Below are 17,525 nucleotides of genomic sequence, written 5' to 3' on the forward strand. Positions count from 1 at the left end.
CGGCGCCCGTGTGCGGTCCCGCGCGGGACCGTCACTCGACCCCGGTCCCGACCCCGGCCCGGCCACCGTCGGCGGCACCGGGCGCGGCCCCGGGACCGGTCTCGGCCCCGGGACCGGTCTCGGCCCCGGACCCGGCCCCGTCTCCTGCCTCATGACCGACCTCATGACCGGCCCCGGCCCCGGTGCCGTCCCCCGCCTCAGGCGCGGCCCCGGGACCGGCCTCGGCCCCGGACCCGGCCCCGTCCCCCGCCTCAGGACCGGCCCCGGCGCCGTCAGCGGCCTCGGCGGCGCCCGCCGTCAGCAGGCAGTCCAGGAGGCGGACGGCGGCGGCCTTGTCCAGGGGGTCGTTGCCGTTGCCGCACTTGGGGGACTGGACGCAGGAGGGGCAGCCGAATTCGCATTCGCAGGAGGCGATGGCCTCGCGGGTGGCGGTGAGCCAGGTGCGGGCGGTGTGGAAGGCGCGTTCGGCGAAGCCCGCGCCGCCGGGGTGGCCGTCGTAGACGAAGACGGTGGGCAGGCCGGTGTCGGCGTGCAGGGGTATGGAGACCCCGCCGATGTCCCAGCGGTCGCAGGTCGCGAAGAGCGGGAGGAGACCGATCGCGGCGTGCTCGGCGGCGTGCAGGGCGCCGGGCAGCTCCTCGGGGTGGATCCGGGCGGCGTCCAGCTGCGCGTCCGTGACGGTCCACCACACGGCCCGGGTGCGCAGGGTGCGCGGGGGCAGGTCGAGCTTGGTCTCGCCGAGGATCTCACCGGTGATCAGCTTGCGGCGCAGGAAGGACACCACCTGGTGGGTCACCTCGACGGAGCCGAAGTGGATCCGCGCCTCGCCCCACGGCTCCTCCAGGTCGCCGCTGAGCACCCGGATGTCGGTGGTGTCGCGGGCCATCGTGGAGTAGGACGGGTCGGCGGGTTCGACCAGCGCCACGCCGTCCTCCAGGTCGAGCCGCTTGACCAGGTAGGTGCGGCCCTGGTGGAGGTGGACGGCGCCGTCGTGGACGGCGGTGTGCGCCGAGGAGGCGTCCACCGTGCCCAGCAGCCGCCCGGTCGCCGTCTCCACGACCTGGACGGGACTGCCGCCCTCGCCGCGGATGTCGGTGAGGTCCGCGGCCCGCTCCCGGCGGGTCCAGTACCAGCCGGAGGCACGCCGGCGCAGCAGCCCGCGCTTCTCCAGTTGCGGCATCAGCGACGCCGCCTCGGGGCCGAACAGGACGAGGTCGTCGTCGGTGAGCGGCAGCTCGGCCGCGGCGGCGCACAGGTGCGGCGCCAGCACGTAGGGATTGTCCGGGTCCAGGACGGTGCTCTCGACGGGCTGCTCGAAGATCGCCTCGGGGTGGTGGACAAGATACGTGTCCAGCGGGTCGTCCCGGCCGACCATGATCGCCAGCGCGCCCTGCCCGGTCCGTCCGGCGCGGCCCGCCTGCTGCCACAGCGAGGCCCGCGTGCCCGGGTAGCCGGCCAGCAGGACCGCGTCGAGGCCGGAGATGTCCACGCCCAGTTCGAGGGCGGAGGTGGAGGCGAGGCCGAGCAGACGGCCGGAGTGCAGGTCGCGCTCCAGGGCCCGGCGCTCGTCGGCGAGGTAGCCGCCGCGGTAGGCGGCGACCCGCCCGGGAAGCGAGGGGTCGATCTCGGCCAGGCGTTCCTGGGCGATCAGGGCGACCAGTTCCGCGCCGCGCCGGGAGCGGACGAAGGCCACGCTGCGCACGCCCTGGACGACCAGGTCGGTGAGGAGTTCCGCGGTCTCGGCGGTCGCGGTGCGGCGCACGGGAGCGCCGTGCTCGCCGGACAGCTCGGTCAGCGGCGGCTCCCACAGCGCGAAGGCCAGGCCGCCGCGCGGCGACGTGTCCTCGGTCACTTCGGCCACCGGCACCCCGGTGAGCCGGGAGGCGGCCCGCGCCGGGTCCGCGGCCGTCGCGGAAGCGAGCACGAACACCGGCTCGGCCCCGTACCGCGCGCAGACCCGGCGCAGGCGGCGCAGCACCTGGGCGACGTGCGAGCCGAAGACACCGCGGTAGGTGTGGCACTCGTCGATCACCACGTAGCGCAGTTGACGCAGGAAGGAGGCCCAGCGGGCGTGGCCGGGCAGGATGCCGCGGTGCAGCATGTCGGGGTTGGTGAGCACGTAGGTGGCGTACTGCCGGACCCACTCGCGTTCCTCGACGGGGGTGTCGCCGTCGTAGACCGCGGGGCGGATCGCGGTGCCCAGGGGCGCGGCGAGGCGGGTGACGGCGCGGCGCTGGTCGGCGGCCAGGGCCTTGGTGGGGGACAGGTAGAGCGCGGTGGCGCCCCGGCCGTTCGGCGCCTCGGAGCCGTCCAGCAGGGCGCTGAGCACCGGTGCCAGATACGCCAGCGACTTCCCGGAGGCGGTTCCGGTGGCCACCACCACCGACTCGCCGCGCGCCGCGTGGCCCGCGGCCAGTGCCTGGTGCTCCCAGGGACGGTCGATCCCGGCCGCGCGGATCGCGTCCACGACCTCGCTTCTGATCGTGTCGGGCCAGGAGGCATGGCGGCCGACCCGCGGGGGCAGGTGCTCCGTATGGGTGATGCGCGCGGCTCGGTCTGCCCCCCTGGCGAGCCGCTCCAAAGCGGTTCGGGGGGACGGGCGGCCGTGCGCCGACTGCGGAAGATGATCCTGGGCCATCGGCACTCAGTGTGTCACCGGCGTGACGGACAATCGCAGTAAGGCGTCGTGCTCGCCCGCTGCGAAGTGATTGAATGCCATCGCGGCCGTCGATCCGTCCCCTACCTTCTGGTGGGGGCCCCAGGGGGGCGCCGCGTCGATGCAAGGTGCTGGAGGATCCGTGGACCTGTCCCTGTCGACCCGAACCGTCGGCGATCGTACGATCGTCGAAGTCGGCGGCGAGATTGATGTGTACACCGCGCCCAAGCTGCGGGAACAGCTTGTGGAGCTTGTGAACGACGGGAGTTACCACCTGGTCGTGGACATGGAGGGAGTGGACTTCCTCGACTCCACCGGCCTGGGTGTGCTCGTCGGCGGGCTGAAGCGGGTGCGTGCTCATGAAGGATCGCTGCGACTGGTGTGCAACCAGGAGCGCATCCTGAAGATTTTCCGTATCACCGGTCTGACCAAGGTGTTCCCGATTCACACCTCGGTCGACGAGGCTGTCGCGGCGACCGACTGACGATCGCCGTCGAGGGGTACCGGACGGGATCACCGTCCGGGCCCCCGTGATGCCCACCCAAAGGACCGAAGGGGAGGCCATGCCCACCGTAGAACTGCTCTTCAGCGCCCAGCCGGAGCATGTGCGAACAGCACGGCTCGTAGCGGCGGCGGTGGCGCGCCGGGCGGGGGTGGACGAGGCGGTTCTGGACGAAGTACGGCTCGCGGTGGGCGAGGCGTGCAGCCGCGCGGTGGGTCTGCACCGTGGCAACGGTGTGGAAGAACCGGTCCGGGTGATGCTGACCGAGGAGGAGAAGAAGTTCTCCATCGAGGTCGCCGACGAGGTTCCGGGCAACGCGTCGGGCTCCGCGTCCGACGCCGCGGGTGACGAGCTGAGCGACGAGGGCGAGATGGGCCTCGCCGTGATCAGTGGCCTGGTCGACGACGTCGAGGTCACCGAGACCGCCACCGGCGGTGTGATCCGCATGAGCTGGCCGATCGTCCCGCCCGTCTGACCGTAGACCGCCCCGCCCGTCCGACCGTGGACCGGCGGCCCTCTCGACCGGCGGCCCTCTCGACCGGCGGCCCGCTCGACCGGCGCACCGGCTCGACCGGCGGCCCGGCCTGACCGGCACACCGTTCTGAGCGCGACGCGGCCCCCGGCCGCCCCTCAGATCATCTTTCTCGCCTGATCACAGGCGACACTCACTCCTGTTCACGGGCGAACGCCGCGTTCACGAATATCCTTTTTCGACGCGGCACCCTGTTTTGAAGTGCTGCGGCTCCCTACAATCCGTCCATCTTGCTCAGCTCGCCTGAGCGTTGCGGCTTGTCGAGCCGTGAAGCCGCACGCCCATGCGCCAAACGTCAAGGAGGACGAATGGCGGGGCCACTTACCCCTCACACGCTTGCCGCGACACCGGTACTGACCGACGGAAATCGTCTCCTCGTATGGATCATCGCCGTCGTCGCACTGGGCGCACTCGCGCTCGCCGCGGTGTTGGTACGTCAAGTGCTCGCAGCGGACGAGGGCACCGACAGCATGAAGAAAATCGCGGCTGCCGTGCAGGAAGGCGCCAACGCCTACCTCGCACGGCAGTTCCGTACTCTGGGAATTTTCGCCGTGGTGGCGTTCTTCCTGCTCATGCTGCTGCCCTCGGACACCACTTCGCAGCGGATCGGCCGGTCGATCTTCTTTCTCGTGGGCGCCGTGTTCTCCGCGGTCACCGGATATGTCGGAATGTGGCTGGCGGTCCGCAGCAATGTGCGGGTCGCCGCCGCGGCCAGATCGGCGACGCCGGCACCCGGCGAACCCCCGGCCGACCTGACCGACGTGTCGCACCGGGCGATGCGGATCGCGTTCAGGACCGGCGGCGTCGTCGGCATGTTCACCGTGGGCCTCGGCCTGCTCGGCGCGTCGGCCGTCGTCCTGATCTACAAGGCCGACGCGCCCAAGGTGCTCGAAGGATTCGGATTCGGCGCGGCGCTGCTGGCGATGTTCATGCGCGTCGGCGGCGGCATCTTCACCAAGGCGGCCGACGTCGGCGCCGACCTGGTCGGCAAGGTCGAGAAGGGCATCCCCGAGGACGACCCGCGCAACGCCGCGACCATCGCCGACAACGTCGGTGACAACGTCGGCGACTGCGCGGGCATGGCGGCCGACCTCTTCGAGTCGTACGCCGTCACCCTGGTCGCCGCGCTGATCCTCGGCAAGGTGACCTTCGGCGACTCCGGCCTCGCCTTCCCGCTGCTCATCCCGGCGATCGGCGTCCTCACCGCCATGGTCGGCATCTTCGCGGTCTCCCCCCGCCGCAGCGACCGCAGCGGCATGACGGCCATCAACCGCGGCTTCTTCATCTCCGCGGTCATCTCCCTGATCGGCGTCGCCATCGCCGTCTACACCTACCTGCCGTCCTCCTACGCCGACCTCAAGGGCGTCGACAGCGACATCTCCGGCCACGCAGGCGACCCGCGCACCCTGGCGATGGTCGCCGTCGCCATCGGCATCGTGCTGGCCGCGGTGATCCAGCAGCTCACCGGCTACTTCACCGAGACCACCAGGCGCCCGGTCCGCGACATCGGCAAGACCTCGCTGACCGGCCCCGCCACCGTCATCCTGTCCGGGATCTCACTCGGACTGGAGTCCGCGGTCTACTCGGCGGTGCTGATCGGCCTGTCCGTCTACGGCGCCTTCCTGCTCGGCGGGACCTCCGTCTGGCTCGCGCTGTTCGCGGTCGCGCTGGCGGGCACCGGCCTGCTGACCACCGTCGGCGTCATCGTCGCCATGGACACCTTCGGACCCGTCTCCGACAACGCGCAGGGCATCGCCGAGATGTCCGGCGACGTGCACGGCGAGGGCGCCCAGGTGCTCACCGACCTCGACGCCGTCGGCAACACCACCAAGGCCATCACCAAGGGCATCGCCATCGCCACCGCGGTACTGGCCGCCACCGCCCTGTTCGGCTCGTTCAAGGAGGCCATCGACACCGCCGTCGCCAAGGCCCATCCAGCGGCCTCCGACGCCCGCTGGCTGTCCCTGGACATCTCCCAGCCCAACAACCTGGTCGGGCTGCTGCTCGGCGCGGCCGTCGTCTTCCTCTTCTCCGGCCTCGCCATCAACGCCGTCTCCCGGTCCGCGGGTTCGGTGGTCTACGAGGTGCGCAGGCAGTTCCGCGAACACCCGGGGATCATGGACGGCACCGAACTGCCCGAGTACGGACGGGTGGTCGACATCTGCACCAAGGACGCGCTGCGCGAACTGGCCACCCCCGGCCTGCTCGCCGTCCTCGCGCCCGTGGCGGTCGGCTTCACCTTCGGCGTCGGCTCGCTCGCCTCGTACCTGGCGGGCGCGATCGGCGCGGGCACGCTGATGGCGGTGTTCCTGGCCAACTCCGGCGGCGCCTGGGACAACGCCAAGAAACTCGTCGAGGACGGCCACTACGGCGGCAAGGGCAGCGAGGCCCACGCCGCGACCGTCATCGGCGACACGGTCGGCGACCCGTTCAAGGACACCGCGGGCCCGGCCATCAACCCGCTGCTGAAGGTGATGAACCTGGTGGCGCTGCTGATCGCCCCCGCGGTGGTCAAGTTCAGCTACGGCGTGGACGCGAATCTCGGCGTACGCGTCACCGTCGCGGTGGTCTCGATCGCCGTCATCGTCATCGCGGTCTACATCTCCAAGCGGCGCGGCATCGCGATGGAGGGCGACGACGACGGCGACGGCGGGGACACCGGGACCCGCACCCCGGACACGGCCGCCGTGGCCTGATCCGACGCACCGTCAAGGGCCGCGCCCGTCAAGGGTTCCGGTCCGCCGAGGGCCCGGTGGGCGACCGTACGTGATCCGGTACGTGTGCGGTCGCCCACCGCACCTTAGTGCGAATGGCTTGAATATCGGACGAATCACCTCACGGATTCACGGTGACCACCCGTCAGCCGTGTATGTTCCGGGGCCGTAAGGCCACGGAAGGGACCCATCCGGTGAAGGTGAACAAGAAGCTCCTGGCCGCGCTCTCCGGTGCGGTCATGCTGCTCGCGCTGTCGGGGTGCAGCGACGACTCCAACAAGAAGCTGGACAACTGGGCGAAGGGCGTCTGCGACCAGGCCGCGGCCCAGACCAAGAAGATCAACGACGCCAACACGGCGATCACCCAGGTGAACAGCAACGGCAAGCCCCAGGACGTCAAGTCCGCCGACTCCGCCGCCTTCCAGTCGATCTCCGAGGCGTACAAGTCGCTCGCCGACATCGTCAGCAAGGCCGGCGCCCCGCCGGTCAAGGACGGTGCGAAGATCCAGCAGGACGCGGTGAACGACCTCAACGGCCTGTCCACCCAGTACGGGACGCTCAAGAAGCAGGTCGACGGGCTCGACACCAGCGACCAGGCGAAGTTCGCGGACGGCCTCAAGGGCGTCTCCAACTCGCTGGGCAAGGTCAGCCAGAACGGCGAGCAGGCCCTCGACTCGCTCCGCCAGGGCGACGTCGGCAAGGCCATGGCCAAGCAGCCCGGCTGCAAGCAGGCGTCCGGCTCCTCCTCGGCCTCACCGTCGGCGTCGTAGGCCCCCGGCCCCCTCAGGCCCCGGCCCCGGGCCCCCGGCCCGTGGCCACCGGACCGCGCCCACGAAGGCCCCGCGCCCACGACCGCGCCCCCGTAGCACCCCCGCTGTCCGATACGCCACGGCCCGCCGCCCCGCACAAGGGGCGCCGGGCCGCGGCGATTCCGCGACAATGGCCGGTGTGAGTACGCCCCTCCTCCCCGCCGCCCGGAACGCCCCGTCCCTGCGCGACGACCTGCGCGCCGCAGCCTTCACCGCGGACGGCTGTCTCGACCTCCTCGGAGCCGCCGCCTACGCGGCCCTCTCCCGGGCCGAGACCGTCCCCGCCCTGCGCGCCACCCGTGGCGGCAGCCCCCTGGAGACCCTGGTCAGGCTCTTCCTCCTGCAACGGCCCGTGTCCTCCGCGCGGGCCCGCGCCGCCCTGCCCCGGATCGACGACTACGTCGCCGGCGGCTGGCTGGCGCGCGACGGCGACGACGTACGCGCCACCGTGGACGTACGCCCGTACGCCGGTGAGGAGGGCGCGGACTGGTGGATCGTCTCCGACCTCGGCTGCGCGGTCGGCGGCGCGGGCGGTATCGGCACCGGTACCGGGACCGACGGGGAGAGCACGCCCGGCGTCGACCGGGCCGACCTGGTGCTCGGCGTCGGCGGCGCCTCCACGACGCTGGCCGGGCTGACCGTGCGCGAGCCGGTCGGCAGCGCCCTGGACCTCGGCACCGGCTCCGGCATCCAGGCGCTGCACGCCTCCCGGCACGCCACCCGCGTCACGGCGACCGACGTCAATCCGCGCGCCCTGCACTTCGCCCGGCTCACCCTCGCGCTGTCCGGCGCCCGCGAACCCGACCTGCGCGAGGGCAGCCTCTTCGAGCCGGTCCGCGACGAGCGCTTCGACCTGATCGTGTCCAACCCGCCCTTCGTGATCTCCCCGAGCGGGCGCTTCACCTACCGGGACGGCGGTATGGCGGGCGACGACCTGTGCCGCACCCTGGTGCAGCAGTCGGCAGACCATCTCAACGACGGCGGCTACTGCCAGCTCCTCGCCAACTGGCAGCACACCGAGGGCCAGGACTGGCGCGAGCGCCTGGTCTCGTGGATCCCGCGCGGCTGCGACGCCTGGATCGTGCAGCGCGAGGTCCAGGACGTCACGCAGTACGCCGAGCTGTGGCTGCGCGACGGCGGCGACCACCGTACGGATCCGGCCACGTACGCAGCCCGCTACGACGCGTGGCTCGACGAGTTCGAGCAGCGCAAGGTGAACGGCGTCGGCTTCGGCTGGATCACGCTGCGCAAGTCCGGCGCGGACCAGCCCGTGATCACCGCGGAGGAGTGGCCGCACCCGGTGGAGCAGCCGCTCGGCCCGCACATCGCCGGGTGGTTCGACCGCCAGGACTTCCTGCGCACCCATGACGACGCGGCGCTGCTCAGCTCCCGTTTCGCGCTCGGCGACGGGGTGGTGCAGGAGCAGGTGGGGCTGCCGGGCGCCGAGGACCCGGAGCACGTGGTGCTGCGCGCGGCCCGCGGTATGCGCCGCGCGACGAAGGTCGACACGGTGGGCGCGGGCTTCGCGGGCGTCTGCGACGGGACGCTGACCGCGGGGCGGATCGTGGACGCCATCGCGCAGCTGCTCGGCGAGGACCCGGTGGTGCTGCGCGACCGCACGCCGGAGTCGATCCGGCTGCTGGTGGAACAGGGATTCCTCGACCCGGTGGAGTGACCCGGTGGAGTGACGCGGGGAGCGGCTTGACGAGTGGCCTGGCGAGCGGCCCGGGGACGCCACGGAGAAGGGGCCCGGCGGACCGACGCGCGGTGGAGCGGACGACGCGTCAGAACACGTTGCGGACAACCGTCCACGTCACAGCCACGCACAGCACGGCCAGTGACACCCGCGGGCTCACCACCAGCCGCCGGCGACGGCCGCGCAGCCCCTCGACCATCCAGCGCCCGCACAGCCACAGCGCCAGGGGCGCGGCCAGCAGCAGGACGGCGTTGTCGTGGAAAGCGCGCCCCACGTCGCCGTGCATCAGGTCGTACACCATGCGCGTACCGCCGCAGGCCGGGCAGAGCAGCCCGGTCGCCCAGTTGAACGGGCAGCGCGGCAGCCAGTGGCCCGGCTGGTGCGGGTCGGTGCCGTAGAGATAGACGGCGCCCGCCACCCCGGCGGCGAGCGTCGCCAGGGGAGCGGTGGCCGGGTGGCCGAGAACCGCCGACGGGCGGCGCGCCCCCGGGGAGACCGGGGGAGCGCCGACCTGTGGCCGACGGACTCCGTCAGCCACGCAGCACCCGGCCCTGCGCGTCGGTCGGGTTGTCCCCGGCCAGCAGCATGATGCCGTCGATCAGCGCCCAGATGCCGCAGCCGCCGCACGTGAAGAGCTGCCCCAGCGCCATGCCGGTGTGCCCGGTGTAGAAACGGCCCACGCCGAAGCTGCCGAGGAAGAGCTGAAGCACTCCCGCGACCACCTTGGACTTGTCCGAGTACGGCCGCCCGTAGGGGTCGTAGCCGTACGGCGCGGACGGGTCCGCGGCGTACGCGGCACCGGGCGGCGCGTACCCGCCGCCTTGCGGCGGGTAGCCGTAACCGGGTGCCTGGCCGCCGCCCTGGGGCGGGTAGCCGTAACCGGGAGCCTGGCCCCCGGGCTGCTGCGGGTATCCGTATCCGGGCTGGCCCCCGGGCTGCTGCTCCCCGTACGGATTGTCGCCCTGCGGCTTGTCACCGTACGGATTCTGGCCGTACGGATTCTGGTCGGACATGCCCCGTCCCCCTGTGCTGAACGTCGTTGAACGTCTTGTTGTGTACCGGTCGTTGCCGGACATCTTTGCAGGACGGCCCCCGCCGCGTCCCACCCCCTGGGAGCGGAGACCTGTGTTCACCCGTGGTTCGCGTGCCGGACGCCCTGGCGTGGCAGCGTCCGGGAGCACACACCTGGACAGGACGAGACGGGACGAGGGGACGCATGGAGCGGGTGCCCGCACTCTTCGCCGGAACGGTCTTCGCCGTCTTCGGGGCCGCGCTCCTGCTCTGGACGGCCGCCCGGCTGCGCGCCCGGCAGCCCGTGACGGCCGCGGGATCCACCGCCGCAACTGTCATGTCCATTTTCTTCGGTGCGGTCGCGCTCCTCGCCGGCGTCTGGTGTCTCACACAGGTCTGACCGCCACCGCCCTTCCCCGACCCTCCTGACGTGCGTGAAATCACGCACGCGCCCCCGGGAACGCGCCCCCGCGCCCCTCCGGGAAACCGACCGGAGCGGCCGTCCATGCGGCAGACAGACCGGTTGTCGGGTTACCGTTCCAGTGGCGTTGTGGACTTTTCCCGTTTGACACGGGACAGGGAGGTACGGTCACACTCCGCAGCGACACACCTTCGACCGGGAGAGAAGAGCGACGTTGTCCCCGACCCGCGAGACCGCACACAGCGGCCAGCGACTCGTCATTGTCGAGTCGCCTGCCAAGGCGAAAACGATCAAGGGATATCTGGGCCCTGGATACGTCGTCGAGGCCAGCGTCGGGCACATCCGCGACCTCCCCAACGGGGCCGCCGAAGTGCCGGCGGAGTTCAAGGGCCAGCCCTGGGCGCGGCTCGGCGTCAATGTGGACAGTGATTTCCAACCCATCTATGTGGTCAATGCCGATAAAAAGGCACAGGTCAAGAAGCTCAAGGACCTCCTCAAGGACTCCACTGAACTCTTCCTCGCCACCGATGAGGACCGCGAGGGCGAGGCCATCGCCTGGCATTTGCAGGAAATCCTCAAGCCCAAGGTGCCCGTTCACCGGATGGTGTTCCACGAGATCACCAAGGACGCCATCCAGGAGGCCGTCCGCAATCCGCGCGAGCTGAACCAGCGCCTGGTCGACGCCCAGGAGACCCGCCGCATCCTCGACCGGCTGTACGGCTACGAGGTCTCGCCGGTGCTGTGGAAGAAGGTCATGCCGCGGCTGTCGGCCGGCCGCGTGCAGTCCGTCGCCACCCGGCTCGTCGTCGAGCGCGAACGCGAGCGGATGGCGTTCCGTACCGCCGACTACTGGGACCTGACCGGCACCTTCGCCACCGGCCGCACCGGTGACGCCTCCGACCCCTCCACGCTCGTCGCCCGGCTCACCACCGTCGACGGCCGCCGGGTCGCGCAGGGCCGGGACTTCGACGCGGCCACCGGCCAGCTCAAGTCCGGCTCGCAGGTGCTCCAGCTCGACGAGAGCGCCGCCCGCGCCCTGGCCGCCGCGCTCGCCGACACCCAGTTCGCCGTACGCAGCGTCGAGTCCAAGCCGTACCGCCGCTCGCCGTACGCCCCCTTCCGCACCACCACCCTCCAGCAGGAGGCGTCGCGCAAGCTGGGCTTCGGCGCGAAGGCCACCATGCAGGTCGCGCAGAAGCTGTACGAGAACGGCTTCATCACCTACATGCGTACGGACTCCACCACGCTCTCGGAGACCGCCGTCCGCGCCGCCCGCGCCCAGGTCACGCAGCTCTACGGGGCGGACTACCTGCCGGACAAGCCGCGCGTCTACGCGGGCAAGGTCAAGAACGCGCAGGAGGCGCACGAGGCGATCCGCCCCTCGGGCGACCGGTTCCGCACCCCGGCCGAGACCCGTCTGACCGGCGACCAGTTCCGGCTCTACGAGCTGATCTGGATGCGTACGGTCGCGTCCCAGATGAAGGACGCGGTCGGCCAGTCCGTCACCGTCAAGGTCGGCGGCGCCTCCGCCGACGGCCGCGACGCCGAGTTCAGCGCCTCCGGCAAGATCATCACCTTCCACGGCTTCCTGAAGGCGTACGTCGAAGGCGCCGACGACCCCAACGCCGAGCTGGACGACCGCGAGCGCAGGCTGCCGCAGGTCGCCGAGGGCGACGCGCTGAGCGCCGAGGAGATCACCGCCGACGGCCACTCGACCAAGCCGCCCGCCCGCTACACCGAGGCGTCGCTGGTCAAGGAGCTGGAGGAGCGGGAGATCGGCCGCCCGTCGACGTACGCCACGATCCTGGGCACGATCCTCGACCGCGGCTACGTCTTCAAGAAGGGCACCGCGCTCGTCCCGACCTTCCTCTCCTTCGCGGTCGTCAACCTGCTGGAGAAGCACTTCGGCCGTCTGGTCGACTACGACTTCACCGCCTCCATGGAGGACGACCTCGACCGCATCGCCCGCGGCGAGGCCCAGGCCGTGCCGTGGCTGCGCCGCTTCTACTTCGGCTCCGACGACGGCAGCGCCACCGTCGGCTCCGCCGCCGACGCGGGCAACGGGGACGGCGACCACCTCGGCGGCCTCAAGGAACTCGTCGAGGACCTGGGCGCGATCGACGCCCGGGAGATCTCCTCCTTCCCGATCGGCGACGGCATCATGCTGCGCGTCGGCCGCTACGGCCCCTACATCGAGAAGGGCGAGCGCGGCGAGGACGACCACCGCCGCGCCGACGTACCCGAGGACCTGCCGCCGGACGAGCTGTCCGTCGAGTACGCCGAGGAGCTGTTCGCCAAGCCCAGCGGCGACTTCGCGCTCGGCGACGACCCGGCGACCGGCCGCCCGATCATCGCCAAGGACGGGCGCTACGGTCCCTACGTCACCGAAGTCCTGCCCGAGGACACCCCGAAGACCGGGAAGAACGCGGTCAAGCCGCGTACCGCCTCGCTCTTCAAGTCGATGTCCATCGACACCGTCACCCTTGAGGACGCCCTCAAGCTGATGTCCCTGCCGCGCGTCGTCGGCAAGGACGCCGAGGGCGTCGAGATCACCGCGCAGAACGGGCGCTACGGGCCCTACCTGAAGAAGGGCACCGACTCGCGCTCGCTGGAGACCGAGGACCAGCTCTTCTCGATCACCCTCGACGAAGCGCTCGCCATCTACGCCCAGCCCAAGCAGCGCGGTCGCGCCGCCGCCAAGCCGCCGCTCAAGGAACTGGGCACCGACCCGGTCAGCGAACGCCCCGTCGTCGTCAAGGACGGCCGCTTCGGCCCCTACGTCACCGACGGCGAGACCAACGCGACGCTGCGCCGTGACGACGAGGTGGAGTCGATCACGCCCGAGCGCGGGTACGAACTCCTCGCGGAGAAGCGGGCGAAGGGGCCCGTGAAGAAGAAGACCGCCGCCAAGAAGGCACCGGCCAAGAAGGCTCCCGCCAAGAAGACGGCGGCTTCCGGCACCGCGAAGAAGACTGCCGCGAAGAAGGCGCCGGCCAAGAAGGCGGCTGCCTCCGCGGCGGCGAAGAAGTCGACGGCCTCAGCCGACTAGGGCCTGTCCGGCACACCGGGGCGGTGGGCGGGCGACGACAGCGCCTGCCCCACCGGGCCGGTGGTGAACCGCGCGCCGGTCATGGGCCGGTCGCGCGGTTTCCCGCGCCCCTGAGGAACTGGCCATGCGTCAGCGCGCCGTACCTTCCGCCTCTCCTGCCTCCCCTTCCTCCCCCTTGAAGGGCCCGCGGAAGGGCCCCTCGAAGGGCCGTCTTCGCCCAGGTGAGTGCGCTTCCCCGCCCTCCTGGAGAGGAGGTCCGCCCGGGAGTGGGACCGGCTCCGTGTAGGGCGTCGTAAGGCGGATAGGCTGTTGGGATGACGCCATCCGAGCAGCCCAAGCCGCCCGCCGCAGACGTCACGGCCGCAGATGTCAGGGCCGAGGACGTCGAGGGGGACGTGACCGACGCGTTCGCCACCGACCTCGCCGCTGACAGCCGTGAGCGAGCGGTCGGTGCGCTGCTGAAAATCCCGGCGCTGCGCAAATTGTGGAGCGCGCAGCTCACCGGGGCGGTGGCGGACCGACTGGGTCTGCTCGTCCTGCTGTGGCTCGCCGTGCAGGCGGCGGTGGCCGACCACGCGTACGGCGGCGGCTACCGGGGTATCGCCTTCGCCACCGCGGCCGTCTTCGGGGCGCGCCTGGTCTCGACGCTGCTGTTCGGCGCCGTTCTGCTCGGCCCGCTGTCGGCGCTGACGTCCGAGAGCGGCCGGCTGGACCGCCGGTGGACGATGATCGGCGCGGACGCCGTACGACTCGGGCTGTTCATCGTCGCGCCGCTGTGGATCACCTGGTCGCAGCACACCGCGCTGACCTGGCTGCTGGTGACCGCCTTCGTCACCGGGGTGGCCGAGCGGCTGTGGGCCGTCGCCAAGGACGGCGCCGCTCCGCTGCTCCTGCCGCCGCCCGGCGACACCTCCGTGCGGCCCGCGCCCGACCACCTGGCGACGCTGCACCGGCTGGACCTGCGGACGAGCTTCGTCGCACTGCCGCTGGCAGCGGCCGGTCTCGTCGTCGTCACGCTGGTGAACACGCTGATCGCGGTCGGCGTCACCTGGTTCGACCAGCACCAGGTGGCGCTCGCCTCGTACGTGGCGGCCGGGCTCTTCTCGTCCTCCATGTCGGTGCTCTACCTCCTCGAACTGCCCTCCGGCACGGTGGCGCGTCCGCGCTCCCCGCTCGAAGGGCTGCGGCTGCCCAAGGGCCCCGCGGGCGCCGAGCGCGGCAGGACCGGCGTACTGCCGTTGCTGGTGCTGGCGACCGCCGCGGTCGTCGGCGCGATCGGCGCGGCCGTGGCCGTGGCCGTCCTGCACGCGCTCGCCCTCGGCTTCGGCCCGACCGGCTTCGGCCTGCTCGTCCTGGCCCTCACCGCCGGTACGGTCATCGGCATCCGCCTCGCCCCCCGTACGCTCCCGGCGCTGTCCAGGCGCCGGCTGCTCGCGCTGTCCATCGGCGTCACCGGGCTCGGCCTGCTCCTCACCGGCATCGTCGCCGACCAGACCACCGTCCTGCTGCTCGCGCTGCTGGCCGGCGCCGCGGCGGGCGTCACCGCCAACACCGGGCACATCCTGATCGAGCAGGAAGCCGAGGCGGGACGGCGCGGCCGTACCACCGAGCACCTGCACGCCGTCTCGCGCGCCGTCCTCGCCCTCGCCGTGATCGTCGCGCCGCTGGTCGCCGCCGCGATCGGCCCGCACCGCATCCAGAAGGGTCACTTCACCTTCGACCACGGCGGTGCCGCGTACACGCTGATGCTGATCGGCGCCCTGCTGCTGCCGGTCGCCGCGCTCGTCCTCGGCAAGACCGACGACCGCAGCGGCGTACCGCTCCGGCGCGACCTGCGCGAGGCCCTGACCGGTGCGGAACCGGCCGTCGCCCCCGCCGCCACCGGATTCTTCATCGCCATAGAGGGCGGTGACGGCGCGGGCAAGTCCACCCAGGTCGAAGCCCTCGCCGACTGGATCCGCGCCAAGGGCCACGAGGTCGTCGTCACCCGCGAGCCCGGCGCCACCGCCATCGGCAAGCGCCTGCGCTCCATCCTCCTCGACGTCTCCTCCGGCGGGATCTCGCACCGCGCCGAGGCGCTGCTCTATGCCGCCGACCGCGCCGAGCACATCGACTCCGTCGTCCGCCCCGCCCTCGAACGCGGCGCCGTCGTCATCTCCGACCGCTACATCGACTCCTCCGTCGCCTACCAGGGCGCCGGACGCGACCTCGCCCCCACCGAGATCGCCCGCATCTCCCGCTGGGCCACCGACGGACTCGTCCCGCACCTCACCGTGCTCCTCGACGTCAGCCCCGATGCCGCCCGCGAACGCTTCACCGAAGCGCCCGACCGCCTCGAATCCGAACCCGCCGCCTTCCACCAGCGCGTCCGCGCGGGCTTCCTCACCCTCGCCGCCGCCGACCCCGGCCGCTACCTCGTCGTCGACGGCGCCCAGGACCCCGCCGCCGTCACCACGGTCGTACGCCACCGCCTCGACCAGCTCCTCCCGCTCTCCGCCCAGGAGATCGAGGCCCGCGCCGAGGCCGAGCGCCAGGCCGCCGCCGAGGCCGCGCGCCTCGCCGCCGAAGAGGCCGCCCGCAAGGCCGAGGAAGAGCGCCAGGAGCGCGAGCGCCAGGCCCAGCTCGAACGGCTCCGCCGCGAGGAAGAGGAGCGCCGCCTCGCCGCCGAGGAGGCCACCCGCCGCGAGATCGCCGAGCGCGCCGCCGCCCGTGAGGCCGAGGCCGAACGCCTCCGCGCCGAGGAGGCGGCGCGCATCGCCGCCGAGGAGACGGCTCGCCGCGAGGCCGAGGAGGCCGCCCGCGCGGCCGAGCAGGAACGGCTCCGCCGCCTCGCCGAGGAGCAGGCACGCCTGCGCTCCGAGGCCGACGCGCGCCGCCTCGAAAAGCAGCGCAAGGCGGAGGAGGCCCTTCTCCGCGCCGAGGAGGCCCGCACCGCCGCGGCTGCGGCTGCCGCCGCCGCGAGTGCCGGTTCGGCCGGTTCGGTCGGCTCCTCCGGCTCCTCCGACTCCGAGAAGACCACCGAGCTGCCGCAGACTTCGGACTCGGCCGAAACCACGACGGTCAATGTCGTGCCTCCGCCGCCTTCCTCGGCTCCCGCCGAGGACGAGACGGCGGTTCTCCCGGCCGTTCCGGCCGAGCCGGCCGAGCCGGACGTGCCCGCTGGTCCGGGCGCCGATGAGACGGCGGTTCTCCCGGTCGTTCCGGCCGAGCCGGAGGATGCTCCCGCGGAGGGCGCCTCGTCGGCTGACGGCACCACTTCTGACGAGTCGGCTTCGGATGAGGACGGTTCTCGCTCTCGCGGAGACAGCTCTCGCGGAGACAGCCCTCGTGAGGACAGCCCTCGTGAGGACAGTTCCGAGACCACGACGGTGCTCCCGCCGGTCGTACCCCCGGTCGGGTCCCCGGCCTCGGACGACCCGACCGACCGGGTCCCGCCGTGGCTCTTCCGCCCCGAGGATCAGCCGGGCAACGAGCGCACCCGCGAATTCCCCACCGCCGAGACGCCCTCGGCCGCTCCGCGCCGTCCTCGCCCCAACTGGGCCGAGGAGACCCCCCTCGACGACCTGCCCACCCTCGCCGACGAACTCCTCGGCCCTCACGACGACGACCGTCGGCCGCCGGGGCGTTCTTGACCTTTGTCTTTCCCGCCCGCCCACCCGTGCGGGTGTGTTGTCGTCTGCGGGTGCCGCTTGTGCCTGGTCGGTGCCGGTCCGGGGTACCTCCTCGAAATCCGTATCACCTGGCCTTTCCGCATTCGGTACCCGGCCGTCAACGTATTTCTGCGGGGGCACCCCGGCCCGTCCCCTTCCGGTACGTCGGCGTCCGGCGGTCCGGTGGGGGTTGCCGGGGAGGGTAGGGGGTCTTTCCGGCGTGCCGCCCTGCGCCGGTGCCCCCTCCGAGCGGATCGGAGAGCTCGGGCCCTTCCCCAACCGCCCAACAAACCCCCTCCGGTCAACGCCCCCTCCGACTCCCCGCCACCCCCCCCAGCACCCGCCAGCCCGTCGGCCCGCGCAAATCCCGGCCCCCCACCCACCCCAGCCGAACGTCAGGCGCGGCAGGCCCCAGCCCCCGCACCCCTTCCGCCCGCCCCGCCTGGACGTCTATTGGCGCAGGGACCTGGCCCCCCAGCCTCCTC

The 17,525-nt window shown here is 72.2% G+C and carries 11 protein-coding genes; 8 read left to right on the forward strand and 3 right to left on the reverse strand.

All coding sequences use genetic code 11. The annotated features are described in order from the left end of the window. Positions 1-31 precede the first annotated feature (31 nt). Positions 32-2,638, reverse strand: a complete 2,607-nt coding sequence (locus ACIOC1_RS04755) for a DEAD/DEAH box helicase (RefSeq protein ID WP_401851911.1) — start codon at positions 2,636-2,638, stop codon at positions 32-34. A 160-nt stretch (positions 2,639-2,798) separates the two neighbouring features. Between ACIOC1_RS04755 and bldG the strand changes: the two genes are divergently transcribed. The 5 genes from bldG to ACIOC1_RS04780 all read left to right on the forward strand — a co-directional run bounded on the left by bldG (position 2,799) and on the right by ACIOC1_RS04780 (position 8,888). Beyond that, the gene (gene bldG, locus ACIOC1_RS04760; RefSeq protein WP_031520166.1) at positions 2,799-3,140 is read left to right on the forward strand and encodes an anti-sigma factor antagonist BldG; all 342 of its coding nucleotides are present in this window, start codon (positions 2,799-2,801) and stop codon (positions 3,138-3,140) included. Between the two features lie 79 nt (positions 3,141-3,219). After that, positions 3,220-3,633 carry an ATP-binding protein gene (locus tag ACIOC1_RS04765; RefSeq protein WP_355346130.1) on the forward strand — a complete coding sequence of 138 codons (414 nt, stop codon included), beginning with the start codon at positions 3,220-3,222 and terminating at the stop codon, positions 3,631-3,633. Positions 3,634-3,998: 365 nt separating this feature from the next. Beyond that, positions 3,999-6,386, forward strand: coding sequence for a sodium-translocating pyrophosphatase (locus tag ACIOC1_RS04770; RefSeq protein ID WP_355346127.1), 2,388 nt, complete (start codon positions 3,999-4,001; stop codon positions 6,384-6,386). Positions 6,387-6,598: 212 nt separating this feature from the next. Further along, on the forward strand, positions 6,599-7,174 hold the full coding sequence (locus ACIOC1_RS04775; RefSeq protein ID WP_355346124.1) for a small secreted protein: 576 nt from the start codon (positions 6,599-6,601) through the stop codon (positions 7,172-7,174). Positions 7,175-7,343: 169 nt separating this feature from the next. Further along, the gene (locus ACIOC1_RS04780) at positions 7,344-8,888 is read left to right on the forward strand and encodes a methyltransferase (RefSeq protein ID WP_401851914.1); all 1,545 of its coding nucleotides are present in this window, start codon (positions 7,344-7,346) and stop codon (positions 8,886-8,888) included. 109 nt (positions 8,889-8,997) lie between these two features. Here the strand turns inward: ACIOC1_RS04780 and ACIOC1_RS04785 are convergent, their stop codons facing one another. Next, complete coding sequence (locus tag ACIOC1_RS04785) at positions 8,998-9,447, reverse strand: DUF2752 domain-containing protein (RefSeq protein ID WP_391041513.1); 450 nt, start codon at positions 9,445-9,447, stop codon at positions 8,998-9,000. Next, a complete protein-coding gene (locus ACIOC1_RS04790; RefSeq protein WP_355346118.1) occupies positions 9,440-9,922 on the reverse strand; it encodes a TM2 domain-containing protein in 483 nt (160 codons plus the stop codon). Before ACIOC1_RS04790 ends, ACIOC1_RS04785 begins: the two co-directional genes overlap by 8 nt. 203 nt (positions 9,923-10,125) lie before the next feature. Here ACIOC1_RS04790 and ACIOC1_RS04795 point away from each other — a divergent pair, with 203 nt between their 5' ends. The 3 genes from ACIOC1_RS04795 (at position 10,126) to tmk (ending at position 17,022) form a co-directional block, all read left to right on the forward strand. Beyond that, positions 10,126-10,320 carry a hypothetical protein gene (locus tag ACIOC1_RS04795; protein WP_401851917.1) on the forward strand — a complete coding sequence of 65 codons (195 nt, stop codon included), beginning with the start codon at positions 10,126-10,128 and terminating at the stop codon, positions 10,318-10,320. A 235-nt stretch (positions 10,321-10,555) separates the two neighbouring features. Further along, on the forward strand, positions 10,556-13,390 hold the full coding sequence (gene topA / locus ACIOC1_RS04800; protein ID WP_391158202.1) for a type I DNA topoisomerase: 2,835 nt from the start codon (positions 10,556-10,558) through the stop codon (positions 13,388-13,390). 314 nt (positions 13,391-13,704) lie between these two features. Beyond that, positions 13,705-17,022, forward strand: coding sequence for a dTMP kinase (gene tmk / locus ACIOC1_RS04805; protein WP_401851920.1), 3,318 nt, complete (start codon positions 13,705-13,707; stop codon positions 17,020-17,022). The last annotated feature ends 503 nt before the right edge of the window (positions 17,023-17,525 follow it).

It is taken from the genome of Streptomyces sp. NPDC088197, assembly GCF_044741185.1.
Taxonomy (GTDB): Bacteria; Actinomycetota; Actinomycetes; order Streptomycetales; family Streptomycetaceae; genus Actinacidiphila.